The sequence below is a fragment of the Paraburkholderia haematera genome (assembly GCF_905220975.1).
Classification (GTDB): Bacteria; Pseudomonadota; Gammaproteobacteria; order Burkholderiales; family Burkholderiaceae; genus Paraburkholderia; species Paraburkholderia haematera.
Window position 1 is genome coordinate 13,471 of the sequence record NZ_CAJNBK010000001.1, and the last position, 26,209, is coordinate 39,679.

25 protein-coding genes are annotated in these 26,209 nt (G+C 63.2%); 9 read left to right on the plus strand and 16 right to left on the minus strand.

Translation table 11 applies throughout. The features are described from left to right. Nucleotides 1-2: 2 nt before the first annotated feature. The 4 genes from KHO23_RS00065 to argS all read right to left on the minus strand — a co-directional run bounded on the left by KHO23_RS00065 (nucleotide 3) and on the right by argS (nucleotide 4,300). Nucleotides 3-776: an SDR family oxidoreductase gene (locus tag KHO23_RS00065; protein WP_211608569.1), complete on the minus strand. Its 774-nt coding sequence runs from the start codon at nucleotides 774-776 to the stop codon at nucleotides 3-5. 15 nt (nucleotides 777-791) lie between these two features. Continuing rightward, the gene (locus tag KHO23_RS00070; protein WP_211608570.1) at nucleotides 792-1,430 is read right to left on the minus strand and encodes a thiol:disulfide interchange protein DsbA/DsbL; all 639 of its coding nucleotides are present in this window, start codon (nucleotides 1,428-1,430) and stop codon (nucleotides 792-794) included. Nucleotides 1,431-1,638: 208 nt separating this feature from the next. Further along, nucleotides 1,639-2,448, minus strand: coding sequence for an SPOR domain-containing protein (locus KHO23_RS00075; protein ID WP_211608571.1), 810 nt, complete (start codon nucleotides 2,446-2,448; stop codon nucleotides 1,639-1,641). A gap of 61 nt (nucleotides 2,449-2,509) precedes the next feature. Continuing rightward, on the minus strand, nucleotides 2,510-4,300 hold the full coding sequence (gene argS / locus KHO23_RS00080; protein ID WP_211608572.1) for an arginine--tRNA ligase: 1,791 nt from the start codon (nucleotides 4,298-4,300) through the stop codon (nucleotides 2,510-2,512). 447 nt (nucleotides 4,301-4,747) lie between these two features. On the opposite strand from argS, the gene KHO23_RS00085 reads away from it, so the two are divergent. Further along, nucleotides 4,748-5,074, plus strand: coding sequence for a DUF1840 domain-containing protein (locus tag KHO23_RS00085; RefSeq protein WP_211608573.1), 327 nt, complete (start codon nucleotides 4,748-4,750; stop codon nucleotides 5,072-5,074). Nucleotides 5,075-5,212: 138 nt separating this feature from the next. On the opposite strand, the gene KHO23_RS00090 is transcribed toward KHO23_RS00085, so the two are convergent. The 9 genes from KHO23_RS00090 to KHO23_RS00130 all read right to left on the minus strand — a co-directional run bounded on the left by KHO23_RS00090 (nucleotide 5,213) and on the right by KHO23_RS00130 (nucleotide 15,142). After that, nucleotides 5,213-5,422: an acid-shock protein gene (locus KHO23_RS00090; RefSeq protein ID WP_211608574.1), complete on the minus strand. Its 210-nt coding sequence runs from the start codon at nucleotides 5,420-5,422 to the stop codon at nucleotides 5,213-5,215. 157 nt (nucleotides 5,423-5,579) lie between these two features. Then, on the minus strand, nucleotides 5,580-8,297 hold the full coding sequence (gene metH, locus KHO23_RS00095) for a methionine synthase (RefSeq protein WP_211608575.1): 2,718 nt from the start codon (nucleotides 8,295-8,297) through the stop codon (nucleotides 5,580-5,582). Nucleotides 8,298-8,301: 4 nt separating this feature from the next. After that, the gene (locus KHO23_RS00100; protein WP_211608576.1) at nucleotides 8,302-9,006 is read right to left on the minus strand and encodes a DUF4276 family protein; all 705 of its coding nucleotides are present in this window, start codon (nucleotides 9,004-9,006) and stop codon (nucleotides 8,302-8,304) included. Continuing rightward, entirely contained in the window at nucleotides 9,006-10,103 is a 1,098-nt protein-coding gene (locus KHO23_RS00105) for an AAA family ATPase (protein ID WP_211608577.1), read from the minus strand. Before KHO23_RS00105 ends, KHO23_RS00100 begins: the two co-directional genes overlap by 1 nt. Nucleotides 10,104-10,134: 31 nt before the next feature. Beyond that, nucleotides 10,135-11,214, minus strand: coding sequence for a homocysteine S-methyltransferase family protein (locus tag KHO23_RS00110; RefSeq protein WP_211608578.1), 1,080 nt, complete (start codon nucleotides 11,212-11,214; stop codon nucleotides 10,135-10,137). Nucleotides 11,215-11,487: 273 nt separating this feature from the next. Beyond that, entirely contained in the window at nucleotides 11,488-11,745 is a 258-nt protein-coding gene (locus KHO23_RS00115) for a BTH_I0359 family protein (protein WP_007179533.1), read from the minus strand. A gap of 117 nt (nucleotides 11,746-11,862) precedes the next feature. Next, nucleotides 11,863-12,651 (minus strand): alpha/beta fold hydrolase, encoded by a 789-nt coding sequence (locus KHO23_RS00120; RefSeq protein WP_211608579.1) that lies wholly within the window; start codon nucleotides 12,649-12,651, stop codon nucleotides 11,863-11,865. A gap of 155 nt (nucleotides 12,652-12,806) precedes the next feature. Further along, on the minus strand, nucleotides 12,807-14,093 hold the full coding sequence (locus KHO23_RS00125; RefSeq protein WP_211608580.1) for a DUF3108 domain-containing protein: 1,287 nt from the start codon (nucleotides 14,091-14,093) through the stop codon (nucleotides 12,807-12,809). A 161-nt stretch (nucleotides 14,094-14,254) separates the two neighbouring features. Next, complete coding sequence (locus KHO23_RS00130; protein WP_211608581.1) at nucleotides 14,255-15,142, minus strand: IclR family transcriptional regulator; 888 nt, start codon at nucleotides 15,140-15,142, stop codon at nucleotides 14,255-14,257. A gap of 267 nt (nucleotides 15,143-15,409) precedes the next feature. Between KHO23_RS00130 and KHO23_RS00135 the strand changes: the two genes are divergently transcribed. From KHO23_RS00135 to rfaE2, 6 genes are all read left to right on the plus strand, one after another. Beyond that, nucleotides 15,410-16,393: a fumarylacetoacetate hydrolase family protein gene (locus KHO23_RS00135; protein WP_211608582.1), complete on the plus strand. Its 984-nt coding sequence runs from the start codon at nucleotides 15,410-15,412 to the stop codon at nucleotides 16,391-16,393. Nucleotides 16,394-16,715: 322 nt separating this feature from the next. Continuing rightward, nucleotides 16,716-17,945, plus strand: a complete 1,230-nt coding sequence (locus KHO23_RS00140; RefSeq protein ID WP_211608583.1) for an ABC transporter substrate-binding protein — start codon at nucleotides 16,716-16,718, stop codon at nucleotides 17,943-17,945. Between the two features lie 93 nt (nucleotides 17,946-18,038). Further along, on the plus strand, nucleotides 18,039-18,935 hold the full coding sequence (locus tag KHO23_RS00145) for an enoyl-CoA hydratase/isomerase family protein (protein ID WP_211608584.1): 897 nt from the start codon (nucleotides 18,039-18,041) through the stop codon (nucleotides 18,933-18,935). A 178-nt stretch (nucleotides 18,936-19,113) separates the two neighbouring features. Then, entirely contained in the window at nucleotides 19,114-19,908 is a 795-nt protein-coding gene (locus KHO23_RS00150) for a PhaM family polyhydroxyalkanoate granule multifunctional regulatory protein (RefSeq protein WP_211608585.1), read from the plus strand. A 594-nt stretch (nucleotides 19,909-20,502) separates the two neighbouring features. Beyond that, nucleotides 20,503-21,375: a ferritin family protein gene (locus tag KHO23_RS00155; RefSeq protein WP_211608586.1), complete on the plus strand. Its 873-nt coding sequence runs from the start codon at nucleotides 20,503-20,505 to the stop codon at nucleotides 21,373-21,375. A 120-nt stretch (nucleotides 21,376-21,495) separates the two neighbouring features. Beyond that, complete coding sequence (gene rfaE2 / locus KHO23_RS00160; protein WP_211608587.1) at nucleotides 21,496-21,978, plus strand: D-glycero-beta-D-manno-heptose 1-phosphate adenylyltransferase; 483 nt, start codon at nucleotides 21,496-21,498, stop codon at nucleotides 21,976-21,978. Between the two features lie 92 nt (nucleotides 21,979-22,070). On the opposite strand, the gene KHO23_RS00165 is transcribed toward rfaE2, so the two are convergent. The 3 genes from KHO23_RS00165 to KHO23_RS00175 form a co-directional block, all read right to left on the minus strand. Then, nucleotides 22,071-22,310: a hypothetical protein gene (locus KHO23_RS00165; RefSeq protein WP_120297474.1), complete on the minus strand. Its 240-nt coding sequence runs from the start codon at nucleotides 22,308-22,310 to the stop codon at nucleotides 22,071-22,073. Between the two features lie 64 nt (nucleotides 22,311-22,374). Next, nucleotides 22,375-23,190, minus strand: coding sequence for a type III pantothenate kinase (locus KHO23_RS00170; RefSeq protein WP_211608588.1), 816 nt, complete (start codon nucleotides 23,188-23,190; stop codon nucleotides 22,375-22,377). Continuing rightward, on the minus strand, nucleotides 23,187-24,092 hold the full coding sequence (locus KHO23_RS00175; RefSeq protein WP_211608589.1) for a biotin--[acetyl-CoA-carboxylase] ligase: 906 nt from the start codon (nucleotides 24,090-24,092) through the stop codon (nucleotides 23,187-23,189). The genes KHO23_RS00170 and KHO23_RS00175 overlap by 4 nt, the downstream gene beginning before the upstream one ends. 106 nt (nucleotides 24,093-24,198) lie before the next feature. Here KHO23_RS00175 and KHO23_RS00180 point away from each other — a divergent pair, with 106 nt between their 5' ends. Then, on the plus strand, nucleotides 24,199-25,332 hold the full coding sequence (locus tag KHO23_RS00180; RefSeq protein WP_211608590.1) for an MlaE family ABC transporter permease: 1,134 nt from the start codon (nucleotides 24,199-24,201) through the stop codon (nucleotides 25,330-25,332). Continuing rightward, entirely contained in the window at nucleotides 25,329-26,207 is an 879-nt protein-coding gene (locus KHO23_RS00185) for an ABC transporter ATP-binding protein (protein ID WP_115781701.1), read from the plus strand. Before KHO23_RS00180 ends, KHO23_RS00185 begins: the two co-directional genes overlap by 4 nt. Nucleotides 26,208-26,209: the final 2 nt, after the last annotated feature.

A 26,209-nucleotide genomic window follows, 5' to 3' on the forward strand; every position in this document is an offset into this window, starting at 1 on the left:
ATTTACTCGGTGACGGCGCGGGGCTTGCGCGGCGCGCGTTCGAAGACGAGGTCGTAAACCCGGCGCGGCAGCACATGCAGGAGCATCGCCACGATGCGCATCTGCCACGGGAACACCGCGAAGCGCGTCTGCCGTTCGACCGCGCCCGCGACCTTCACGGCGAAGCGGTCGGCGTCCATCAGGAACGGCATGCTGTACGGGTTGTGCTCGGTCATCGGCGTGCGGATATAGCCAGGCGCGATGGTGACCACGCCGACGCCCAGCGGACGCATCTCGACGCGCAACGCTTCGAGATACTTGAGCGCGGCTGACTTCGACGCGCTGTACGCGCCCGACCCCGGCAAGCCACGCACGCCGGCGACGCTGGCGATCCCGACCAGGGTGCCTTTCTTCGCGGCAACCATCGCGGCGGCGAACGGCTCGAAGGTGGCGACCATGCCGAAGTAGTTGACATCCATGACTTCGCGGAAGGTGCGCAGATCGCCGTGCCCGGTGACCGCGCCGCGGCTGATGCCGGCATTGGCGATCACGACGTCCGGCAAGCCGTGTTGTGCGATGAACTGCGCGGCCGCACTGGCGAGCGCCTCGGCGTCGCGGACGTCGACGGAATAGGTGGAGATGGAATTCTGCGGATGGGACTGCTGGAAGGCGGCGAGCGCTTCGCCGCGGCGGGCAACCAGGCCGAGAATCGCGCCGCGCCGCGCATATTCGGCGGCGAGCGCGAGGCCGATGCCACTCGAGGCGCCGGTAATGAAAACCTTCAGAGGTGAACTCATTCCGGCGCCTCGGCTTTACATCTTCTTGGCGCGGATCTGCTGCACCAGATAGTCGAGCACCTGGATCGTGCCCGGCAGGCTGTTGGTCGCAGCCGGGCCGGTTTCATACTTGCCCTGCACGGCCAGCGTCGGCACGCCGTCGATCTTGTAGTCTTCCATCAGCTTCTTGTCCTTCTGCAACGCGCTTTGCGTCGAGAACGAGTTGTACGCGTCCATGTACTTCTTCGGATCGACGCCGTTCTTCGCGAGGAATTTGGCCTGGTCCTCCGGCGTCAGCAGGTAGTTCTTGTTGACGTGGATTTCATTGAAAACCTTCGGCGTGAGTTGTTGCTGCAGGCCGAGTGCGTCGAGTGCGTGATACATCTTCGAGTGCGGAATGAAGTCGTCGCGGAAGGCAACCGGCACGCGCTTGAACACCACGTCCGGACCTTGCTTCTTGACCCAGGCTTCGAGGAACGGGTCGAATTCATTGCAGTGCGGGCAGCCGTACCAGAAGAATTCGGTCACTTCGATCTTGCCGGCTGGCGCGTCGGTAGGTTGCGGCGTGGCCAGCACGGTGTAGTCCTTGCCCGAAACCGGCGCGGTCGGCGATGCATGCGCCGTGGCGGCAACCAGACCCAGCGAGAGGAACAGAATGCTCAGCAGTTTTTTCATGTTGTGTTGACCCAGGTAAGCGGTAAAGCGGTGGCGCCACGCAAATGCCCGTCACCGTTTTCAATGTCGGCGTTAGACGTTTTAGTCGTCCGTTGTGCTCGTCGGTTTTGCTTGTCGGTTGTGCTTGTGACCCGCGCCGCACGCCGATAGTTCGGCGGCGGCGCGTTCCGGCAAATCACCGTTTGTTTGTTGTTTGCTTATTGCTCGCTTATTGCTTCGTAAAGCGGATCACGGCTGTATCCACGCCCGCGTCGGACAGACGCTGACGGCTCGAATTCATGTCTTCGAACTTCGAGAACGGGCCGATCCGCACACGGTAGTACGTCACACCGCCTGCATCGCGCTGCGTGACCTTCGATTCGAAGCCCTGGAACGCGAGACGCGCACGCTGCTGCTCGGCGTCGGCCGAGGTCTTGTAGGCGCCCACTTGCAGGAAGTAGCCCGTGTTCGCGTCAGCCGCTGCCGCGCCCGAACCGGGCTTGGCGTTGGCAGCCGTGGCGGGCGACGCGCTCTTCGGCGCGGAGCCTGCCGCGGTGGCGGCCGGTGCGGAAGCCTGCGGCTTCTTCGCCGGCGCGGCGGCTGTGCCGTTGCCGTTATCCGGCGCCGGTTTCGGAGCGACTGCCGTGCCGTTCGCGTTTCCGCTCGACGGCGGCACTTCGACGATCTGCGGCTCTTCCAGCATGCCCGACTGCGTCTGCGGGGTGGTCTGGCCCGGTGCGGTGTTCGGCGGCGCCGGTTGCGCGGCTTGCGGTACCGGCTGACCCGGTGTCTTGCCTTGTAGCGGACGGTTCGGATCGTACTGTTGCGCCTGGCTCGCGCCGGCGTCAGACGCCGCGGGCGGCGCGACCTTCGAGACGAACGGCGTAGGCGCACGGGTGATATACAGCGCCACCACTACCGCGATTGCGAGACCGACGATCAGGCCCAGCACGATGCCGAGAAAAGTGCCCCCGGTTTGCTTCGATTGCGATTGCTTTGTTGTGCGGCGTGGTTTTGCCATCGTATGAATCACCTGCAAAAAGAATCCTGGAACAGCCGTCGATTATAACGACGGCCGCGTGCATGTTGCGCCGGAGGACTTACATCTTGACGGGAGCGGAGACGCCGATCGTCGCGAGACCGTTGGCCAGCACCTGACGCGTGGCCGCGAGCAGCGCGACGCGCGCATTGCGCTCGGCAGCGTCGTCGACCAGCACGCGTTCGGCTCTGTCATTGTAGAACGAGTGGAATTCCCCGGCGAGGTCGCGCAGATAGAACGCGACCGCGTGCGGCGCGAGTTCGTCGGCGGCGTGGTGCAGCATGTCCGGGAACTCAGCGAGCTTGTTCAGCAAGGCCATGGCGCGCTCGCTGACGAGTGGCGAGACGTCCACCTGCGCCAGCGTGCTTTCGTCCGTGCTGTAGCGCGCCTTGCATTCGGCGATGACCGAGCAGATCCGCGCATGCGCATACTGCACGTAATGCACCGGATTTTCGTCGTTCTGTTTCAACGCCAGGTCGATGTCGAACACGAATTCCGTATCCGCCTTGCGCGAAATCAGGAAGAAGCGCACCGCGTCGCGGCCGCGGCGAATTGTCTCTTCGTCGATCAGGTCGACGGCGGCTTCCGAGCCCGGCGTCGCGCCCCCCGACCATTCGATCAGGTCGCGCACCGTCACATAGCTGCCGGCGCGCTTCGAGATCTTCACCTCTTCGCCGTTGCGCATCACCGTGACCATCTTGTGCAGGATGTAGTCGGGATAGCCCTTCGGAATGCCGACGCCGAGGCCCTGCAGGCCGGCGCGCACGCGCGCGATCGTGCCGTGGTGGTCCGAGCCCTGAATGTTGATGACCTTGGTGAAGCCGCGTTCCCACTTGGCGACGTGATAGGCGACGTCCGGCACGAAGTACGTGTAAGTGCCGTCGCTCTTGCGCATCACGCGGTCTTTGTCGTCGCCGTCATCCGTCGTGCGCAGCCACAGCGCGCCTTCCTGTTCGTAGGTCTTGCCGGCGGCGATTAGCGCCTCGACGGTCTTTTCGACCCGGCCTTCCTTGTACAGCGACGACTCAAGGTAGTACTGGTCGAACTTCACGCCGAACGCCTGCAAGTCCATGTCCTGCTCGCGGCGCAGGTAGGCGACCGCAAAGCGGCGGATCGAGTCGAGGTCCTCGATGTCGCCCGCGCCGGTCACAGGCTCGCCGTCGCTCGCGGCCACGGTGACGCCATTCAGATAGTCTTTCGCGATATCGGCGATGTACTCGCCGTTGTACGCCGAAGCCGGCCAGCCTTCGTCGCCGGGGGCGAGGCCGCGGGCGCGCGCCTGGGTCGAGACGGCGAGCGTGTGGATCTGCACGCCGGCGTCGTTGTAATAGAACTCGCGATGCACGTCGTAGCCCTGCGAGGCGAGCACGTTCGAGAGCGCGTCGCCGAGCGCCGCCTGGCGGCCGTGGCCGACGTGTAGCGGGCCGGTCGGGTTGGCGGAGACGAATTCGATCAACACATGCTTGCCGGCGTCGCGCTGCGAACGGCCGAAGGCGGCCTGTTCGGCGAACACCGCGGCGATCACCGCCTGTTTGGCGGCGGGCGCGAGGCGTAGGTTGATGAAGCCGGGGCCGGCCACTTCGGCCGCTTCGACCAGACCTTGGGCCCGCGGCTGCGCCAGCAGCGCGTCGACGATCTGCTGTGCCAGCTGGCGCGGGTTGGCGCGCAGCGGCTTGGCGAGTTGCATCGCCACGTTGCAGGCGACGTCGCCGTGCGCGGCCACTTTGGGGCGCTCCAGCGTGATCGTGGGCGAGACGAAGGCGGCTTCGGTCGCGCCCTGGGTTGCGTCAGCAACCTGCTTCACCGTGTCGGCGAGCAGTGTTTCGAGGGTATGTTTGTGTGCAGGCAGCATGCTTGTTGCGAGTCCAGTGAGGCAATCCGGTGATGCGGAAGAAGCGGCGGCCGCGCGCGAAGCGCAGCCGATTCGTCAGAAGCGTGGAAAGCGGCGACGCACCGGCCGGGACGCGCCGGGCACATCGGGGCGCCATCGGGCACGTCGCGTGCAGCGCGGTAAGCGCGGTGCACGGCGGCATGCCGAGGCGCCCGCGCCTGCGGCCTGGCGCGGCGGCAGGCGGTTGCGGCCAGCCGGCCGGCCATGTCACCTGTGCCGCGCCGCGCGCGGCGCATTGCGGCACGCTTTTCCGTTCAGACGGATTTTAGCAGGTGCTAATATGTTCAATGAGATGCCCACCAAGGGCCGTGGCCGCCGTGCCTGATCGGCGTGTCAACGTAGCGCGCGCCGGCGGCGAATTTCGAACTGCGTGCGCGTCGATCCAACATAACGAAAAAGGGAACAGTCATGCTGGTTACTTTCAAATGCCGGGCCTGCCCGGATGTGATGATGCTGGAGAATCTTGCCCAGTACCTCGTCGGCATTGTTGGCAAGCGACTTGGTGAGCGTGGTGTGATCATCCACGACGAACTTGACGTTGCGATCGGCAAACTCGAAGCGGCGATCAACGTCGATAAACAGGAACGTGCCGAGCACGAAGGCCATTTCCACGAAGGCGAAGACGGCCACGAACATCATGAGATTCCGCCGGGACTCGCCCAGCGCGCGTATCCGTTCCTCGACATGCTGCGTGCAGCGAAGAAGGAAAACGCGGATATCGTCTGGGGTCTCTGATTCCGGAGCGGTCCGCCAGCGGTGGCGGCTCGCGGCGCCTGGCGGCGCGGCGCAGACTGCGTTTCATCAATGAAAAGAGCCCGCATCAGCGGGCTCTTTGTCTTTCACGGGCCTTGGCGGACCGTCTGCCGAACCTGCTTACTGGCTGGCGGCGTCCGCCGGGGCGGCCATCGGTGCCGACGCACCCTTCTTCATTTTTTGCTTCTTGGGCTTCTTGACGTGCTTTTGCGTAGGCGGCGAATAGGAACTGACCGAACTCGAGGCCGCGGGGGCCGCAGGCTGGGCCAGCGCCACCGAGGCGCCTGCGGCGAGCGAAACAGCAGTCAATAACAGCGTCAGCTTCTTCATATGATTCTCTCCGTTGACGATTGCAATTAGATAAGCCGACGCGTTTTGGCCGCGTCTGGCGGGGTGAAACCATTTCAGTCTACAAAGCCGAAAATTACACTGCCGCAAATCTTCAGCCTAGCGTGCCCGATATAGTAGGTTTCCCGCTCCGCAAGGCCTACAGCAAAGGCGCGAGAGCCCGTTCAGCGTCTGTTTTCGACAACGACATGCGTTGTGCGTAGTCTTCCAGCTGGTCCTGGGCGATCTTGCCGACCGAGAAATAGGTGCTGTCCGGGTGTGCCAGGTAGAAGCCCGAGACGCTGGCCGCCGGCAGCATGGCCAGCGATTCGGTCACGCTCATGCCGATTTCAGTGGCTTGCAGCACGTCGAACATGTCACGTTTCACCAGGTGGTCCGGACAGGCCGGGTAGCCCGGCGCCGGGCGGATGCCGTGGTACTTTTCGGCGATCAGGTCGTCGTTCGACAGGGTTTCGGTGTTCGCATAGCCCCACAGATCGCGGCGCACGCGGGCATGCATCGCTTCGGCAAAGGCTTCGGCGAAGCGGTCGGCGAGCGCCTTGAGCATGATCGCGCTGTAGTCGTCGTGATCCTTTTCGAACTGCTTTTCTTTCACATCCACGCCCAGACCCGCCGTGACCGCGAACATGCCGATGTAGTCAGCCACGCCCGAATCCTTCGGCGCGATGAAGTCGGCGAGCGAGCGGTTGGGGCGCATCACGCCGTCCACCACGGGCCGCACGCTTTGCTGGCGCAGGTTGCGCCACGTGAGCGCCACTTCCGAGCGTGACTCGTCCGTGTAGATCTCGATGTCGTCGTCGTTCACCGTGTTGGCCGGCAGCAGCGCGATCACGCCGTTGGCCTGCAGCCAGCGGCCCTGGATCAGGCGCGCGAGCATCGACTTGCCGTCCGAGAACACGCGGCGGGCCGATTCGCCGACGATTTCGTCGTTCAGGATCGCCGGGTAAGGGCCGGCGAGGTCCCAGGTCTGGAAGAACGGACCCCAGTCGATGTAGTTCGCCAGCTCGCTCAGATCGAAGTTCCTGAACACGCGGCGGCCGATGAACTTCGGCTTGACCGGCTGGTAGCCGGCCCAATCGACCTTGGTCTTGTTCGCGCGGGCTTCGGCGAGCGTGACCATGGGCAGGGCTTTCTTGTTGGCGTGCTGGTCACGGATACGGTCGTAGTCGGCTTTGAGGTCGTCGACGTACTTCGCCGCGCCTTCATCGGACAGCAGGCTCGAGGCCACCGATACCGAGCGCGATGCGTCCGGCACGTACACCACGGGGCCTTCGTAATGCGGTGCGATCTTCACGGCGGTGTGCACGCGGGAAGTGGTCGCGCCGCCGATCAAGAGCGGGATCTTCTTCACGCGGAAGTAGTCGTCGCGCTGCATTTCGGAAGCGACGTAGGCCATTTCTTCGAGGCTCGGCGTAATCAGGCCGGACAAGCCGATGATGTCCGCGCCCTCGACCTTTGCTTTGGCGAGAATGTCGTTGCACGACACCATCACGCCCATGTTGACCACTTCGAAGTTATTGCACTGAAGCACCACTGAGACGATGTTCTTGCCGATGTCGTGCACGTCGCCCTTCACCGTGGCGATGACGATCTTGCCTTTCGCACGCACGTCGGCGCCGGCTTCGGCCATCAGCTTCTTTTCTTCTTCGATGTACGGGATCAGATGCGCGACCGCCTGCTTCATCACGCGCGCCGATTTCACGACCTGCGGCAGGAACATCTTGCCCTGGCCAAACAGGTCGCCGACGATATTCATGCCGTCCATCAGCGGGCCTTCGATCACGTTGATCGGACGGCCACCGGCTGCGGCGATTTTCGCGCGCACTTCCTCGGTGTCTTCAATAATGAAGTTCGTGATGCCGAGCACGAGCGCATGCGCAAGCCGCTTTTCGACGGGCTGGTTACGCCATTCGAGGTTCTCTTCCTTTTTCGCGGCGCCGGTCTTGAACTTGTCGGCGATTTCAAGCAAACGATCGGTGCCGTCTTCGCGACGGTTCAACACGACGTCTTCAACCCGCTCACGCAACTCCGGATCGAGGTCGGCATACACGCCGAGCTGACCCGCGTTGACGATGCCCATGTCCATTCCCGCCTGAATCGCGTGATACAGGAACACGGTGTGGATCGCCTCGCGCACCGGATCGTTGCCGCGGAACGAGAACGACACGTTCGACACGCCACCGCTGATCTTCGCGTAGGGCAGGTTTTCCTTGATCCAGCGCGTGGCGTTGATGAAGTCGACCGCGTAGTTGTTGTGCTCTTCGATGCCAGTTGCAATCGCGAAGATGTTCGGATCGAAGATGATGTCTTCCGGCGGAAAGCCGACTTCGTTGACGAGGAAATCGTAGGAGCGCTTGCAGATCTCGGTCTTGCGCTGGTACGTGTCGGCCTGGCCTTTTTCGTCGAAGGCCATCACGACGGCGGCCGCGCCGTAGCGGCGAATCAGGTTCGCGTGATGACGGAACGCTTCTTCGCCTTCCTTCAGCGAGATCGAGTTGACGATCGCCTTGCCTTGCACGCACTTCAGGCCCGCTTCGATCACGTCCCATTTCGACGAGTCGATCATGATCGGCACGCGCGCGATGTCCGGCTCCGAGGCGATCAGATTCATGAAGCGGACCATCGCCGCTTTCGAATCGAGCATGGCCTCGTCCATGTTGACGTCGATGATCTGAGCGCCGTTTTCGACCTGCTGCCGCGCGACCGCGATTGCGTCGTCGAACTGGTCGTTCAGGATCATTCGCGCGAACGCCTTCGAACCGGTCACGTTGGTGCGCTCACCGACGTTGATGAAAAGCGTCCCGGACGTGACGTTGAACGGCTCGAGGCCGGAAAGGCGCATGGTGTGATCGGTCATGGCGTTAGCTCGTATATTCAATGTTTGGTTGCTGCGCCTGTAGCGCAGGCAGCTTCACGATGCGGTCGTACCATTGGCGGAAATGCGGGCATTGCTCGCGAATCCTGTCGAGACCAATGCGAGCGGCCGCGACGGGGCCGTGGCGGACCTTGCGATAGCGCGACTGCAATTGTTCAAGACGCTTCGAAGGCGCGGTCTGCGGCGAATCGTTGATCCATTCGGGATCGTCGACGGCGGCTCGCGCTGCAATCAGCGGTGCGCTTTGTTCCTGCCAGCCAGGTTCGACGTCGCATAGCGAGGTGATGTCCGAAAATAGCAGCGATTCGAATTCGTGCGGCTGGACGTGAGGAATGAAGCGTTCCGGGCGGCAATCAGCGAAGGCGACGACGTCTTCGTGCAGCAGTTTTCCGATGCGGGCCGCGCGTGCGGCTGGCGTCAGGCCCTTGGTTTCTGCGACTCCGCGAAACGTCTTGTCCAGCCCATACAGATCGAACAGCGTCGTGACGTAGGTGTCGGCGCGCTGGCGCAGCGTATGGCCAATGAATTTGCGCACGCGTTCCAGGCTGAGCGCGCCGCCGCGCTGGTCTCGCGATGTGTTGATGAGGCGTGCGCTCGCGTAGATCTGACTTGCGCTGAGTGCCGGCGCGAGCACATCGCGTACAAAAGTTTCCTCGGTCTGGCCTTCGCCGACAACGATCAATTCGACCATTACGCCGGCCTCCCGCCTAATACGTTCTGTTTCCAGAGGTCGCCTAACGAGTAGTCGTCGAGCCAATCCTGCAATTGGGTGGCGTCGAGGCGATGGAAGGTTGAAGCGTTGTCCTTGCGGTCGACCACGATCACGTCTTCCGGGTCTAGCCGATTCAGCAGTTCGACGGATTGCGTAGAGACGATCAATTGCTTTTGCTCAGACGCGCGTTTGAAAAGATCGGCGAGCAGATTGATCGCGTACGGGTGCAGGCCGAGTTCTGGCTCGTCGATCAAGATCGTCGCGGGCATCAGGTCCCACGGCTGAAGCAAAAGCGTGCTAAGACAGATGAAGCGCAATGTGCCGTCAGACAGTGCGTGTGCTGTGAACGGCGTATCGGGGTCGCCGCGTTCGGTCCATTCGAGCTGAATCTTCGACGCTGCATCTGAGCGGAACACGAAATCGTCGAAGAACGGCGCGACCATGCGGATGGTATCCACAATCTGGCGATAGCTTTCGGCGTGTTCGGCTTTAAGCATGCGCAGGTAGGCGGCGAGGTTGGCGCCGTCTACTTTGAGACGTAGTGTGTCGTTGAGCGCATGGGATTGCTTGACCTTGGCTTTCTCGCCCGTGTCATGGAAGTGGTAGACACGAGTTCCTTTAACAATCGATACAAGATGACCTTGGCGGTCTTCTCCGACCAATTGTGTCAGGAACGACTCATCACGCGTCCCCGAAACTGTACCGCCTGCAATTGGCTCACCGTCCTCCTTATGCAACAAGAAGCCGGAGTTCTCACGAGCGAAGATAAGGCGGTTGTCGTTGGTTGGAACGAGTTCGAACGTGTAATGGTCCCAGTCGCCAAAATAGAACTCGGCACGGATTGCATCCGTCGCCTTCCGCGAAAAGTGCAACAACGTATCAGGGCCACCTTGCTGCCGAACATACAATTGAAACCGGCCCTCATACATCTCCGCCAGCATCCGAAACAAACCAATAAAGTTCGACTTCCCCGCGCCATTGGCGCCAATCAACACGTTGAGATTGCGCAACTCGAAGTCACGCAACTTACGTATCGATTTGAAACCCGCAATTGTCAGTTTGGTGACGCCAGCCATCGATCGATCCCCGTTCAGGTACGCGCCGCGATCAAGCCGTTTCGGTATCGGTTTCCCGATAGTTTGCCCACACCCGCGGCTTCACACCAGCCAACTGCTGAGCAATGGCCGCAATATGCTCCGGTGTCGTGCCGCAGCAGCCGCCGGCGATATTCACGAGGCCTGCCTGCGCGAACTCTTTCAGCAATCCCGACGTATCCGCCGGCAATTCGTCGAAGCCCGTATCGCTCATCGGATTCGGCAAACCGGCGTTCGGATAGCACGACACGTAGGTGTCGCACAGCTTGGCCAGTTCGGCGATGTACGGGCGCATTAGCGCCGCGCCCAACGCGCAGTTCAAACCGAAGGTGAGCGGTTTGGCGTGACGCAGCGAGTTCCAGAAGGCCTCGACGGTTTGTCCCGAGAGAATCCGGCCCGATGCATCGGTGACGGTGCCCGAGATCATGACGGGCAGGCGCTCGCCGGTGTCTTCAAACAGCTCGTCCAGCGCGAACAGCGCGGCCTTTGCATTGAGCGTGTCGAAGATCGTTTCGACGAGGAACAGATCGCAGCCGCCGTCGAGCAAGGCCTTCGCCTGCTCGTAGTACGCCGCGCGCAGTTCGTCGAACGTCACGTTGCGCGCACCCGGATCGTTCACGTCTGGAGAAATGCTGGCAGTCTTTGGCGTCGGTCCGATCGCGCCGGCGACAAAGCGCGGCCTGTCGAGCGTCGAGTACTTGTCGCAGGCGGCGCGCGCCAGCTTTGCCGATTCGAGATTCATCTCGACGGCGAGGTCTTCCATCCCGTAGTCGGCCTGCGCAACCGTGGTGGCGCCGAACGTGTTGGTTTCGATGATGTCCGCGCCCGCCGCGAGATACTGCTCGTGAATCTCGCCGATGATCTGCGGCTGCGTGATCGACAGCAACTCGTTGTTGCCCTTGATGTCGCGACCGTAATCCTTGAAGCGCTCGCCGCGATAGCGGGCTTCATCGAGCTTGTAGCGCTGGATCATCGTGCCCATTGCGCCGTCCAGAATCAGGATGCGCGACTTGAGCAGCGCGGGCAGCGCCGTGCCGCGCGTGTAAGCGGCGTCGGGACGGACTGGCGTGGCGGATTGAGCAGGCTGGTTCATGGCGGACGAGGGCTTGCGCCGGCTTTTTCGGGAAACCTGTCATTGTAGCCGCAGTGGGGCGGTTCCGCCGGACGCGGGCCGGACGGGCGGGGGCGCGCCAGGCCGCGCCGGCTGCGGCCGTGGCGGAATCAAAACGATGGAAAACAAAGCGGCCCAGTCAGGTGAAAGCCTGCTGGGCCGCGTTATGACTGCTGACCGACTTGTAAAGGCCGCCGGCTATGCCGGACGGCGCGGTCAATGGTTGTCGCCAAACCGTTACGTCAAACCCTTGAGTTAGTGAAGAATCACCGGTTGATGCATCAGGCTGTCGAACTGCCCGAGGAATTCGTCTACCTCATCCAGTGACGGCTCCTCTTCGATCAGCTTTTGCACATGCTCGCGGAAACGCGCTGCCATTGCACCGTCTATGTAGATTTCCCGCTGCATGTTCTTGTCGACGATCTCGTAGCCTCCCGATTTCATGGCCAGCGGACCTTCCTGCGGCGGAAACTCGACGACACAATAGTTGGGGCTGTTATAGATCATTTGCATGGCGACACTCCTTATTTCCGTTGGCTCCTGGCCATTCCTGCGCCATAGATGGAGCTTGTGGTGTGGAATTCAAGGGGTGGGTCCGGATTGACGCTTGTAAAGTTCCGAACCTACCGGTTAGACCGGCCTTTCAAGAAACGTTTCAAGCAGTGCAGCAAAACGGTGAGATTGTTCGATGGGCGCAAGATGAGCGGCATCGAGGAGTTCGAACTGTGCGCCTTCGATGGCGTCTGCAATTGCCTGCGTTGCAGCAGGCGGCGTGCCCGTGTCGTGGCGCCCCGCCACGGTTAAGGTTGGACGGAGGATTGTTCCCAGCTTACTGCGTACATCGAAATCGCGCAGCGCTTCGCACGCCATGGCGTAGCCTTCTGGCAACGTATGGGTCAGCACGTCGCGGATCTGCTCGGCGGCTTCGGGATGCTCAGCCTGAAAATCGGGCGTTAGCCAGCGGCTCATTGTCGCGGGCACCAGTGATGCCATACCCTCCGTGCGGGCCGCCGCCGCGCGTTGATCCCACAGCGCGCGGCCGTCGGGGAGCGTGCCGCCCGTGGTGTCGGCAACGGTCAGCGTGTCGACGCGCGACGGGTGGTCCAGTGTGAATTGCTGCGCAATCATGCCGCCCATCGACATGCCGACAAGATGTGTGGTGGGCGCGCCGAGCGCATCGAGCAGCGCGGCGAGATCGCGCGACAGATCGGCAATGCCGAAAGGCTCGCTCGATACCGCGGTCTTGCCATGGCCGCGCAGGTCATAGCGCAACACGGTGAAGTCGCCGCGGAAATAGCCGGCGAGTGGGTCCCACACAGACAGATCTCCGCCGAGCTGGTGAATGAACGTCAGCCACGGGCCGCCGCCTTCATTGCTCAGCACATAGCGCGTCTCGATGCCGTTGATTTTCACTTGCATGCGGGCTCCTTGAAGGGGAACGCAGTGGAAAGAGCCGGTTGCGCGCTTCTCCCGCCTTCACTATAACGTGGCGGCCGCGCGAACGGTTGTCGCTCAATATGCGAGTGAGCGCCGGCGCGGAAGTTTCAACGATCTGTTCGAGACCCTGCTGGAGTTCAGGACTTTTCGGCCGGGTTGCCGGACACGGTCGAATCGTCCGACGAAGCGGGAGCGGTTTCCGTCGTTGTTCCGGGAACGTTAGTGGGCGGCTGGCTTGCCGGCATGTCAGGCGAAGTATTGCCACTAGAGCTGCTAGAGCCATTGGTACTTTCGGCGCTGTCTGCGTTGAGCTTGCCGCGCCACACCAGTTCGAATTGCGTGCCGTTCGGCTCGGTCTGCATGATTCGCGCGGGCAGCCAGCCGAGCGACGGCGCGAGCCATACGTCGATGCGGCGTAGATCGCCGTCATGACGAGGTAATCGCTTGAAGTGGCGCGTCTCGAGGTAACCCTGCGCGGTGCGGATGGTCTCGTCGCCGATCGTCTCGACTGGCCAGTTCTCGCCGCTGTCGTTATCGACGACAAAGAATTGCCGCGTCACCCCTGGCTTGTACGCGGCGGGGTCGCCGCGCACGAGGCTGGCAAGCTGCATCACCATGCTGAAACGGTCTTGCGCGCCGTCGGGCAGCGGCAGCGTGGCGGGGGTGCGCGTGAAGGCGATCTGTTTGTCGGTGCGATTGAAGATCGCCACGTCTTCCGGGCGACGGCCGCGTTTTTCGATGTATTGATCCGGTGCGAGGCCGAATGCGTCGATCCGGCCGTGGCTCGAATACACGAATGTGCCGACGAACGGCAGCGGCACGGAAACGACCATCTCGTAGCTCTGTGCGTTGCTGGACCAGTGAATTGTGCCGGGCTGATTGCGCACGCCGTTGTAGAACGTGTCGTACTGCAGTTCTCCGGATGGCGGAACGGAGAACTTCACGCCCGCTGCGGCTTTGGGTGCGCTGGCGGCGGCAGGGGCGCTGGCTGTGCCGGTGGCGGTTGCACTCGCATTGGCATTGGCATTGGCGTCGGTAGCGCTCGCTGCGGCCGATGCGCTCGCCGCGGCATCCGATGCGGCCGTGACCGCGGGTGCCTGCTTTGCCGGTTGCGTCGCCGTCAACACGTGTTCGCGCGGCTTGCTCGCGACGGCCTTGTGCGCCGGAGCAGGCGCCGCGGCTGGCTGCGCGTCGGCGGGTTTGCGCTCGATACGTTCAGGTGTCAGCAGTGCGACCTGCACAGGCACATGCTGGTTGTCCGATGGGTTCAGCGTCGCGCGGTTGCGCTCGACCCATTGCGCCGCGATCCAGTGCAGAACGGTCACTACCAGCAGAACCGCAATCCATCGCCACACCCGCAAACCGGCGCGCGGCCCAGCGGGCGGCGTGCGATCAGAGCGGCGGGTGGCAGACGGTGAAGACATTGACGAATGAATTTGAACGGGTGGACGGTAACGGGATGGGTGGGGACACGTCCAGCGCCCCTACGTGGCGGCAGCGGTGAACGGCGTCAGACCCGGGCACTGAGCTGGCAGCGAACGGGTTCGACCACCCGCCGGCGAACAGTGTTCCTCAACTCAGCGCATCAGCGCGGCGTCGCACTATACCCGAGCTCGTACGAGAGCTTCTGCGCACATTCGCGTAGCGCCGTATCGATCTCGCCGCCCCAGCGGATATCGAACGCGCCTTCATGACCGAGCGCAATCAGGCCGAGCGCGAGATCGCCGGTCGAGTCGAACACCGGCATGCAGAACGCGTGGATGGTCGGCAGCAGCATGCCCTCGACACGCGCTGCTTCGTGTTGCCGCACGTCGGCCAGCAGCCGCTCGACCTCGTCCGGCGAGCGCGGGCCGCCCAGATGCGATGAGCGGCGCGAATCGGCCAGTTCGCGCTCCAGCATTGCGGCGGTTTTGCTCGGCGGCAGATAGGCGGCAAACAGCAGACCGGTGGCGGAACTGAGCAGCGGCATCACGTCGCCGAGCTTGAGCGACGCCTTGGCCGGATGACTCGATTCCATCCAGTGGACCATCGTCGGCCCCTGATTGCCCCATACCGCGATGCCGACCGTCAGATCGAGACGGTCGCGCAGTTCGGCGAGCGCAATGCGCGCGAGCTTCACGCCGTCCACGCGGGCAAGCCGCGCGAGCCCCAATTGCAACGCAAATCCGCCCAGCTCGTAACGGCCCGATAGCGGGTCTTGTGCCACCACGCCGAGGCGCAGAAAACTCACCAGGTAGCGGTGCGCTTTCGCCGGACTCATGCCCGCGCGCTGCGCCAGATCGCGCAGCATCATCGCGCGCGGTTCGTGGGTCAGCACGTCGAGCAATCTGAACCCGACTTCGATCGACTGGATGCCGGAGCGCAGCTTTTCTTCGCCCGTCTCGACACTTTCTTCATCGGATTCGGGCGCTTCGTGCGGTTCAGCGGAGTCGGAGTCCGTACGGATCGCGCCGGTGCGAGCAATTGGAGGCATGAGCGAGGCGCATGGAGCGCGTTTAACGTTCAAAAGACAGTGGGAAAAGGAAACTGGACGGAGGTTCCCGGCCGGGCCCGGCAACGGCGTTTATGGTCAACCCGACAACGAGGCCCGGCAATCGGTCCTCAAAGTCGGGTTCGAGGCCGGGTTCGACGTCGATGCCGCCACGTTGCGCAAACCGCCGCCGGGCACGAGCACTTGGGTCGCGCCGATTCACCATCGTAGAATAGATTCCTTCTATCGTCACTAACGGTTCACTCCTCTATGAAACTTGCCACGCTGAAGGACGGCACGCGCGACGGTCAGTTGATCGTCGTGTCCCGCGACCTGCACACCGCGGCCGTCGCCGACGCGATCGCGCCCACCATGCAGCGCGTGCTCGACGACTGGGCCTTCTACGCGCCGCAACTGCAGGACCTGTACGACGCGCTCAACCAGGGCCGCGCGCGCAACACCTTCACGTTCGACGCCAAAGCGTGCATGGCGCCGCTGCCGCGCGCGTTCCAGTGGGCCGACGGTTCGTCGTACGTGAACCATGTCGAACTGGTGCGCCGCGCGCGTGGCGCGGAAATGCCGCCGGAATTCTGGACCGATCCGCTGATGTACCAAGGCGGCAGCGACGACTTCATCGGCCCGAAAGACGATGTGCTGTGCGCATCTGAAGAATTCGGCATCGACTTCGAAGCGGAAGTCGCAGTGATCACCTCCGACGTGCCGATGGGCGCCACGCCCGATCAGGCGCTCAGGAGCGTGCGTCTGGTGACGCTCGTCAACGACGTATCGCTGCGCAATCTGATCCCTGCCGAACTCGCGAAGGGCTTCGGCTTTTTCCAGAGCAAGCCGGCCACGTCGTTCGCGCCGGTGGCGGTGACGCCCGACGAACTCGGCGAGAGCTGGCGCGAAGGGCGCCTGCACCGGCCGATGATCGTCCACTGGAACAACAAAAAGGTCGGCCAGCCTGACGCCGGCACCGACATGGTGTTCCACTTCGGGCAACTGATTTCGCACGCGGCGAAAACGCGCAACCTGCGCGCCGGCGCGATTGTCGGTTCGGGCACGGTGTCGAACAAGGACGCGAAGCGCGGCTATTGCTGTATCGCCGAGAAGCGTTGCCTCGAGACGATCGAGCACGGCGCGCCGCAAACCGAGTTCATGAAGTTCGGCGATACCGTGAAGATCGAGATGTTCGACGAAGCCGGCAAGTCGATTTTCGGTTCGATCGATCAGGGCATCGCGCCGCTGGATTAAGGCGCCAGCTAAGGCGCCAGCTAAGGTGCCAGCTAAGGTGCCAGCTAAGGTGCCACGTTAAGCCGCCGGCTTTGTGCGGTACGCGGCATCGGGACCGCGTCCGCACACGGCTTCGGCGTTGACGAAAGGGTTTAGCCCGATGCCGATGCCACGACGCGCCGCTACACTGACTGGCGCGCCGGCAGGCTCGGGGCAGCGGCTGCGCGTTGATTGTCAAACCGACGCCAAATCGACACGAAGCCGAGACGAAGCCGCACGTGAGCAGGGCACAAGCAGCACATCGGCGGTACATCAAAACGAAAAACCGACGTGAGGAGACAGCATGCCGCGATTTGAATCCTTCGAACAGGGAAACCGGCGAGGAACCCAGGACGCTCGCCCATCGAGTGTGCACGCAACACCATCACGGCGCGGGCTTGCCCGCCTTGCCGCCGCGCTATGTGCCGCGCTACCCGCCATCGCCCTTGCGCAGGTGAAGATCGGCCTCGTGCTGTCGCTGACCGGGCCGGCCGCGTCACTCGGCATACCCGCGCGCGACACGGTCACGCTGCTGCCCAAACAGATCGGCGGGCAGAGTGTCGAATACATCGTGCTCGACGACGCGTCCGACACCACGCAGGCAGTGCAGGACACCAAGAAGCTGATCTCGGAGAATCACGTCGACGCAATCATCGGATCTTCGATCACACCGAATTCGCTCTCGATGATCGACGTGGTCGCGGATGGCGAAACACCGATGATCTCGCTCGCCTCGTCGGCAAAAATCATTGAGCCCGTGGATGCAAAACGCCACTGGGTATTCAAAACCCCGCAAACCGACGCGATGATGGCCTCGGCGATCGCCGCGCACGCCAGCGCGCACGGCGTCAAAACGATCGCGTTCATCGGCCAGGCCGACGCGCTCGGCGAAACTTTCTACACTGAAGTTGCCAAGTTCGCGCAACTGCATCGCATCGACGTGGTGGCGAGCGAGCGCTTCAACCGTACCGATCCGAGCGTGACCGGTCAGGTCCTGAAGATTCTTGCGACCCATCCGGACGCGGTAGTGGTTGGCGCGGCCGGCACACCCGCCGCGCTGCCGCCGAAAACGCTCCGCGAGCGCGGCTACAAAGGGCTGATCTATCACAATCACGGGGTGGGCAATAACGACTTCCTGCGCGTGTGCGGCGCCGATTGCAATGGCACCTTCCTGCCCGCGAGCCCGGTGCTGGTTGCCGCGCAATTGCCGGCGGACCATCCGGCCAAACGTCTCGCGCTCGACTACATCGCGCGCTTCGAGGCATTGCGCGGACCGGGTAGCGTGTCGGCCTTCGGTTCGTACACGTGGGACGCCGGCATGCTGCTCGGCAACGCGGTGCCGATCGCGCTTAAGGCGGCCGCGCCCGGCACGCCGGAATTCCGCCATGCGTTGCGCGACGCGCTGGAAGCGACGCGCGGTCTCGCGGATAGCAACGGGGTGGTCAACATGAGCGCCACCGATCACCTCGGACTGGATCAACGGGCGCGCGTGATGGTTGAAATCAAGAATGCGAAGTGGGTTTATCAGCCGTAACGCGTTTGCACCGGGTTTGCGCTGACATAGCGCGCGGATGTGCCGGATGTACCCTTAAGGCGACGGTTTCACCAGATAGACGGACTGCTCACCATGTCTCAAGCACCACACAGTAACGACGCGTTCTACGCGCACTACAAGTCGCTGCAATTGCACCGCCATCCGCACGGCGTGCTCGAAGTCGTGATGAGCGGCGAGGGCGCGAACAAAAGCGGGCTGGCTACGGCCGACGCGCGGATGCACTTCGAGCTCGCAGAAATCTGGCGCGATATCGATCGGGATCCCGACACGCGGGTCGCGATCATTCGTGGCGAGGGCAGGGGTTTTTCGGCCGGTGGCGACCTGCAACTGGTCGAAGACATGGCGACCGATTTCGACGTCCGTGCACGCGTGTGGCGCGAGGCGCGCGATCTGGTCTACAACGTGATCAATTGCAGCAAGCCGATCGTTTCGGCGATGCATGGCCCGGCGGTCGGCGCGGGGCTTGTGGCCGGACTGCTCGCCGATATCTCGATTGCGGCGAAGTCGGCGCGAATTATCGATGGTCATACGCGGTTGGGCGTTGCCGCCGGCGATCACGCGGCCATCGTCTGGCCGCTTCTGTGCGGCATGGCGAAGGCCAAGTATTACCTGCTGTTGTGCGAGCCGGTGAGCGGCGAGGAGGCCGAGCGGATTGGCCTCGTCTCGCTCGCCGTCGACGAAAACGATTTGCGGCCCAAAGCATTCGAGGTCGCGCAGAAACTGGCCCACGGCTCGCAAACGGCGATTCGTTGGACCAAGTACGCGTTGAACAACTGGCTGCGCTCGGCGGGGCCGGCGTTCGATACCTCGCTGGCACTCGAATTCATGGGTTTCGCCGGGCCGGATGTGCGCGAAGGCGTGAGTTCGCTGCGTGAGCGGCGTCCACCGGATTTTGGCGGCGCGGACCCGTGGAGCGGGCGGCCGCGCCAGACGCCGGGCGGTGGCCACTCCGGTGGTGAACGTTCCTGAATCCGGAGACTGGCGCGTAGTGCGCAAAGCCCCGCCAGCCGGCACGTGAGGTGCCGCGCGGGTGGGGCGAACAGCAGCCCGAACCAGGCGTGGTTCGCAGCGCCACGCGCGGTATGATCGAACCGGACGCGCGCGGGACGGCGCTATTTCCTTCCCTTTATGCAGCGAGGCGACAAGCATGACCGATACACCTGGCACCACGCCGCCCTTTCCCGGCTTCCCCGGTTTTCCGCCCGCTGAAATGCTCGAACAGATGTGGGGGATGATGCGTCTCTCGCCGTTCAGCTCGGCGTTTTCAGGCGCGCAGGCTGGCAGCAGCCTCGGGCCGTCGCTGTCGATGATGTCCGACATGATGGCGCCGCTGACCAACGTCGAAGAACTCGACAAGCGCATCAAGGATATGCGCGCAGTGGAGCAGTGGCTCAAGCTCAATCTGAACATGCTGCAGTCCGCCATTCAGGCGCTCGAAGTGCAACGCGCCACGCTCGCGACGCTGCGTGCGTTCGGCGCATTCGCGCAGTCGTCGATGGCGCAGCCGGCTTCCGCCACTGCCGCGCCGAGCCCTGGGCCGACTGGCTGGCCGCATCCGGCGACGGCTTCGGCTTCGAGCAGTGCGAACTCATCGGCCGCCGCCGAGCCGGCAACCGACGAAGGCGAGGCCGCCGCCACGCCACCGTTCGACGCCTCTGCCTGGTGGAATCTGCTGCAATCGCAGTTCAATCAGATCGCCCAGTTCGCGATGACACAGCCAGCCGCGGCAGCCGCCGCATCAGGCGGTTCGGCGACGGACTCGCCCGCAGCGGCTTCGGCATCTGCGAGGGATGCCGCTGATGCGCCGGACGAGGCGGCCGCAGACTCAGGGCCCGCCACCAAACGGCCGGCAGCGAAGCGGGCCACGACGTCGACTTCAACGTCCGCGAAACGCGCAGGCAGTTCGAGCGCCGCTCCGCGAGCGACGAAGAAGACCGTTTAACGGTAGAAATGAAGCCAGGCCGCCGATCCATGCGACGACGGTGCAAAACCTGACGGACCGGCGGTGCAAACGCAGCCAAACGATGCAAATTCGCCGCCTGTCATGGTTTTGACCCCGATCGTCGGCGACACTCCGCGAATCGGACGGTTTATTGAGAGACGTCAATCTGGCAGCGGAAATGCGTCTTCTAGTGCACGGGATCCGTAAAGTCAGCGTGCTATCATTGTGTAAGCTTCATTTGGCTTTTGGGCGTGCGCTGAAAACAACCAATCCAGCCGCCCTTGCTCCATTCGCCGCCGGTACACCCGGCGCAGGGTTGGGCGGTGCGGAATCATCGCAAACTGGCTCGACCTCAGGCATAGGGTATCCCTCACCCACGGTTGGCCGCGTAGCGCGTAACTTCTGGTTGGCGGCGCCACGCAAACGGCTGGACTTCTTTGTTGCCCAATGCGTCTGGGCGGCCGATTACCGCGTAAAATTGAATGCTTGGCCGATAAACGATGCACAAAACGGTGCGTTTCGTTCGTCATCAGCAAAATTGCTACACGTAGTAGTAACAGACACAGACAGTATGCGCAGAACAGGGGTGGGACTATGAACACCATGCTTTATCCGGAACTTTATAAATCGCTCGAATCCGTTCGATGGGACATGGAGAAAGACATTCCCTGGGACAAGTTCGATGCATCGCTATTGACCGACGAGCAGGCAGCGACGATCAAGATGAACGCGATCACCGAATGGTCGGCGTTGCCCGCCACGGAAATGTTCTTGCGTGACAACCATCACGACAGCGATTTCTCCGCATTCATGAGCGTGTGGTTCTTCGAAGAACAGAAGCATTCGCTGGTGCTGATGGAATATCTGCGCCGCTTCAAGCCGGAAATGTGTCCGACCGAAGAAGAACTGCACGCCGTGCGCTTCGAATTCGATCCGGCGCCACCGCTCGAAACGCTAATGCTCCACTTCTGCGGCGAAATCCGCCTGAATCACTGGTATCGCCGTGCTGCCGAATGGCACACCGAGCCGGTCATCAAGGCCATTTACGAAACCATTTCGCGCGACGAAGCGCGTCATGGCGGCGCGTATCTGCGCTACATGAAGAAAGCCATGGTGCAAACCGGCGACATCGCGCGTGCTGCGTTCGCCAAGATCGGCGTCCTGATGGCATCGGCGCGCCGCACGGAAAAGCCGCTGCATCCGACCAACCTGCACGTGAATCAGGCCCTGTTCCCGCGCGACACGATTCAATCGCGTCTGCCGGATCCGGAATGGCTCGAGCGCTGGCTCGACGACCAGATCCGTTTCGACGACGGCTGGGAAAAGAAAGTGGTCGAGCGGATTCTGCACAACCTGTCGATTCTGTTCGAGCGCACGTTCAATACGGCGCAGGAACTGAACCGTTATCGCAAGGAAGTGGTTACGCGCCTGCAGGCCGATCAGAAATCGGCTGAACAGCCGGCTTGATGGTTTAGTCGGTTGAAGGATTTACGAACGGCCCGGCAGGCGTGAGCTTGCTGGGCCGTTTTGCTTCATGCCTGTCGCCGTGTATCGTGGCGGCACTTCTTTTTTCTTCGCGACTCCATCATGGCCGCCACTTTTGAACGCAAGATTTTTACGCGCGACGCGCTGGCGAAGCTTCGCGCTTCGATGCCTGCGCCGGTTGTATTTACCAACGGAGTGTTCGACATCCTGCATCGCGGGCATGTGACTTATCTTGCCGACGCCAAAGCGCTCGGCGCTTGCCTGATCGTCGGCGTGAATAGCGATGCGTCAGTGCGCATGCTAGGCAAAGGGGACGACCGGCCGATCAATAACGAGGCCGATCGGATGGCTTTGCTGGCGGCACTGGAGAGCGTCGATTACGTGGTGTGCTTTGGCGAAAAGACGCCCGTGGAGCTGATTTCGGCGCTGCGGCCGGACGTGCTCGTCAAAGGCGGCGACTACGACATGGATGTTTTGCCCGAGTCGGCCATTGTGCGGGGATGGGGCGGCAAGGCTTTGGCGATTCCCTTCGAGCATGAGCGCTCGACCACCGCGCTATTGAAGAAGGTTCGCGCGCAAGGGTGAGGTATTTGTCCGGGCGGTGCGTTCTTATCTTCGTCGCGGCGAACCCGTAGTGCGGGCGCTCGGCTCTACCTCCGGCACCCGCCGCCGCTTCGTTATTGCGGCAGCGCCGATGCAGCAATCGGCGCCGTTGGCGCCGGGCCGCCCACGACCGCCTGGTCGGCGGCTTCGGCTGCCGTGACGGGTCGCACCTTCAACCACTCCGCATGGAACTGGCGGTTCAGGTGGTTCGGCTCGCGGTTGCCGGCTGTGGGCGCCGGGCCGAAAACGCCGCGCACTGCGACGAATGCCAGCATGTTGGCAAGAAACAAGATGGCGATTAGCCAGCGCAGCATCGTTAGTCTTCCCCGTCGATAAGTTCGGCCGCCGTTATCCCGCGGTTATCCGTATGGCCGCGACTCAGGCGTCGTGTTCCATCGCGCGTTCGGCGGCAATCAGTGCAAGCCCCGACAGCACCAGCGAATCGTGGCGAGTATGCGGCACTTTTAGCGCGCTTGTCACTTCGTCCACGGCGCCGCCGCTCACCACGAGGCGCACCGGCACCTGCCATTCGTCCTGCAAATCACGCCACATGCGCTCGATCAATCCGGCCTGCGCCAACGTGCAGCCGGCCGACAACGAACGCGGCGTATCGGTTGCGAAGAACGGGCCGCGACGGTCTCGATCAGACGAGGCGTCCGGGTCGAGCAGGCCGCGCGCCGCGTTGGCGTCGAGCGTCGGCAGTTGCGCGGTGTGCTCGCCTAGCGAGCGCATCATCAAGGTCCAGCCCGGCGCAATCAGGCCGCCGACAAAGCAGCCGTCCGCGCGCAACGCTTCCAGCGTGGTCGCCGTGCCGAATGTCGCAATGAGCAGATTCTCGCCGGGAAACGCCGCGTGCGCGCCAATCAGGCCGGCCCAGCGATCGCTGCCGAGGGCATGCGGTGTCGTGTAGCTATTGGTCACGCCGCATTGCTGGGCGCAGGCGCGGATCGTCGTGCGCGGCAGGTGCGGCCAGTGAGCGTCGAGTAGCGCGGCAATCCGTGCCGCGACACTTTCGCCCGCAACGTTCGATAACCATGCGCCGCCCGGCGCCGGCAAATTCGACCAGTCAGGCTGGTCAGCGCCGCCGTGCGCGAGGGCGCCGGCCGCGATTTGCGTGCCGTCCGGCTGCACCAGCGCCCACTTGATGCGGCTATTGCCCGCGTCGATCAACAGAGAAGGCGCGCTGCTCGTCATGCAGCACCGTCGGCCAGACGCAGCGAGACGTCACCGGTCGCAACGGTCAGACGGCCCGCCGCCGTGTCGAGCAGCAGTTGCCCGCGTTCGTCGACGCCCGCTGCCACGCCGCGCGCCAGCTCCTGACCTTGCTCCAGCAGCACGACTTCGCGGCCCGCGTAGGCGTGCACGGCGTTCCAGCGCGCCTGGAAAGGTGCGAAGCCTTCTGCGCCGAAGCGCTGCAACGCGGGTTCGAGTGCGTTCAGTTCCGCCGCCAGCGTATCGGTGAGGTTCGCATTCGGCTGCGCGCGTTGCAGCGCGGTCGGCACGGTGCCGCGTGCTTGCGCCGGCACGTTCGCGTTCAGCGCGCCGACCTTGGCGGCGAGTTCGTCCGCGCCCTTCACATTGGTGCCGATACCGATCACGACCGCGCTCGCGTCATCCGTGCTCCACGCGGTTTCGATCAGGATGCCGGCCAGCTTGTCGCCTTCGAGCAGGACGTCATTTGGCCACTTCAGTGCGATCTGTCCAGGACCCGCGACCGGCAACGCGCGCAGCCCGTCGACCAGCGCCACGCCAATCGCGAGGCTCAAACCCGCCAGCCCTTCGAGCGGGCGCGGCAGCACGCACGCCACCGAAAACAGCAGCGCGTTGCCCGGCTCCGCATACCACGGGCGGCCACGGCGGCCGCGGCCCGCGGTTTGCAGATACGCGACCCGCACGATCGGCCGCGGCAGCGCATTGGCTTTGCGCGGCAATGCCTTGACGCGCGTCATCAGGTCGGCGTTGGTCGAGCCGGTTTCCTCGACGATTTCGATCGGCCAGTCATGCGCGTGCGGACCGAATAGTGCGACGGCACGCTCGCGGTCGATGCGCCAATCGGAAGCCGCAGCGGCTTGGGGTGGGGTCTTGGAGGCGTTCATGTCTCATATTGTAGCGACAGCGAACGCTGTGAGCCCGCGAGCACGGTTCATCCGCCCCGCCTTCGTTACAATGACCCCTAATCCGATAACCAGATTGCAGCGATCCTTGAACTACGACACTCCGCCCGGCCTTGAAGTCGCGGCTGGCAGCCAAGGCAAGATCGTCCGGCTCTCCGGCCAGTGGACGGCGCTCGCACTCGCGCGCGACAAGGCCACCGGCCACGTGATCCCGCTATTGCGCTCGCTGACTAATGCAGAAGGCATCCGTCAGTGGGACCTGTCGCGCATCGACCGGATGGACCACGTCGGCGGCCAGGCACTGTGGCGCGTGTGGGGTCACAAGATGCCCCCGGACACCACGCTCACCGATACGCAACGCGACATTTTCGAGCGCATCGCGCTGCTCGACACAGTGCGCGAAAAGGTCGAGCCGGTGACCAGGTTCGATCCGTTCACCCGTCTGGGTCTGGCTATCTTCTCGTTCTTCGAGCATCTGTACGGCGGATTCGGCATGCTCGGGCAGGTCGTGCTCGATCTCCTCGCGATTCTGCGCAAGCCGAAAATCACGCCGTGGACCGAGATTTCCGCGAACGTCTATAACGCCGGCGCCAAGGCCTTGCCGATCACCGCGCTGGTCGCATTCCTGATCGGCATCGTGCTGAGCTATCTGTCGGCGCAGCAACTGCGGCTTTTCGGCGCGAATCAGTACATCGTCAACATTCTTGGGCTGTCGGTGATTCGCGAACTGGGGCCCGTGTTGTCGGCGATTCTGGTGGCGGGCCGCTCGGGTTCGGCGATCACCGCGCAGATCGGCGTGATGCGCGTCACCGAGGAACTCGACGCCATGCGCGTGATGGGCATCCCGCACGGCCTGCGGCTGATCCTGCCGCGTGTGGTCGCGCTCGGCGTGGCCATGCCGCTCCTCGTCATGTGGACCAATATCATCGCGTTGACCGGCGGCGCGCTCGCCGCGAAGATTGTGCTCGGCATCGACATGAGCTACTTCGCGCGCGCCTTGCCCGGCGTCGTGCCGGTGGCGAATCTGTGGATCGGCTTGGGCAAGGGCGTCGCGTTCGGCATGCTGATCGCCATCGTCGGCTGTCATTTCGGTTTCCGTATCAAGGCCAATTCGCAAAGTCTCGGCGAAGGCACGACGACCTCGGTGGTGACCTCGATCACCATCGTGATTCTCGCGGACGCGGTGTTCGCGATCCTCTTCCAGAACGTGGGGCTAGGATGATCGCGCCACTCACCCAGGCCGTACGCGGCCAACCGATGCCCGAGATCGCGGAGCCGGTGATCGAGGTGATCGACATCACCAAGCGTTACGGCCGCAACATCGTGCATCAGCATCTGAATTTCGACGTGCGGCGCGGCGAGATCGTCTCGATCGTCGGCGGATCGGGTTCGGGCAAGACCACGCTGGTGCGGCAGATTCTCGGGCTGGAACGGCCGTCGTCGGGAACCATCAAGCTGTTCGGTCAGGACATTGCCACCATTTCGCCTGAAGACGCGCTGCTCATGCGCAGCCGCTCCGGCATGCTGTTTCAGCGCGGCGCGCTGTTCTCTTCGCTCTCGGTATTCGACAACGTCGCGCAGCCGTTGCGCGAACTGGGCAAGGTGCCCGCCGACCTGTTGCGCGACATCGTGATGCTCAAGCTCGAGATGGTCGGCCTGCCGTGCAAGCATGCGTCGAAGATGCCGTCGGCGCTTTCAGGCGGGATGATCAAGCGGGTGGGTATTGCGCGCGCCATCGCGCTCGAGCCCGAGTTGCTGTTTCTCGACGAACCGACCGCCGGCCTCGATCCGCAGGCGTCCGACGAGTTCGTCGAATTGATCTCCGCGCTGCATCGCGCGCTCGGTCTGACGGTGGTGATGGTCACGCACGATCTCGACACGATGATCGCGCTGTCCACCCGCGTCGCCGTGCTGGCGGATCGCAAGGTGCTGGTCGCCGCGCCGGTCGAGGAGGCGGCGGGCGTCGACCATCCGTTTATCCGCGAATATTTCCTCGGCCTGCGCGGGCGTCGTGCGCTGCAGGCGCTGCCGCCGGAACGCCGCGCGAAATTGCCGCGCGCCGCGCTCGAATCGGCATCGTCCGAATTGCCGCTGTGAAC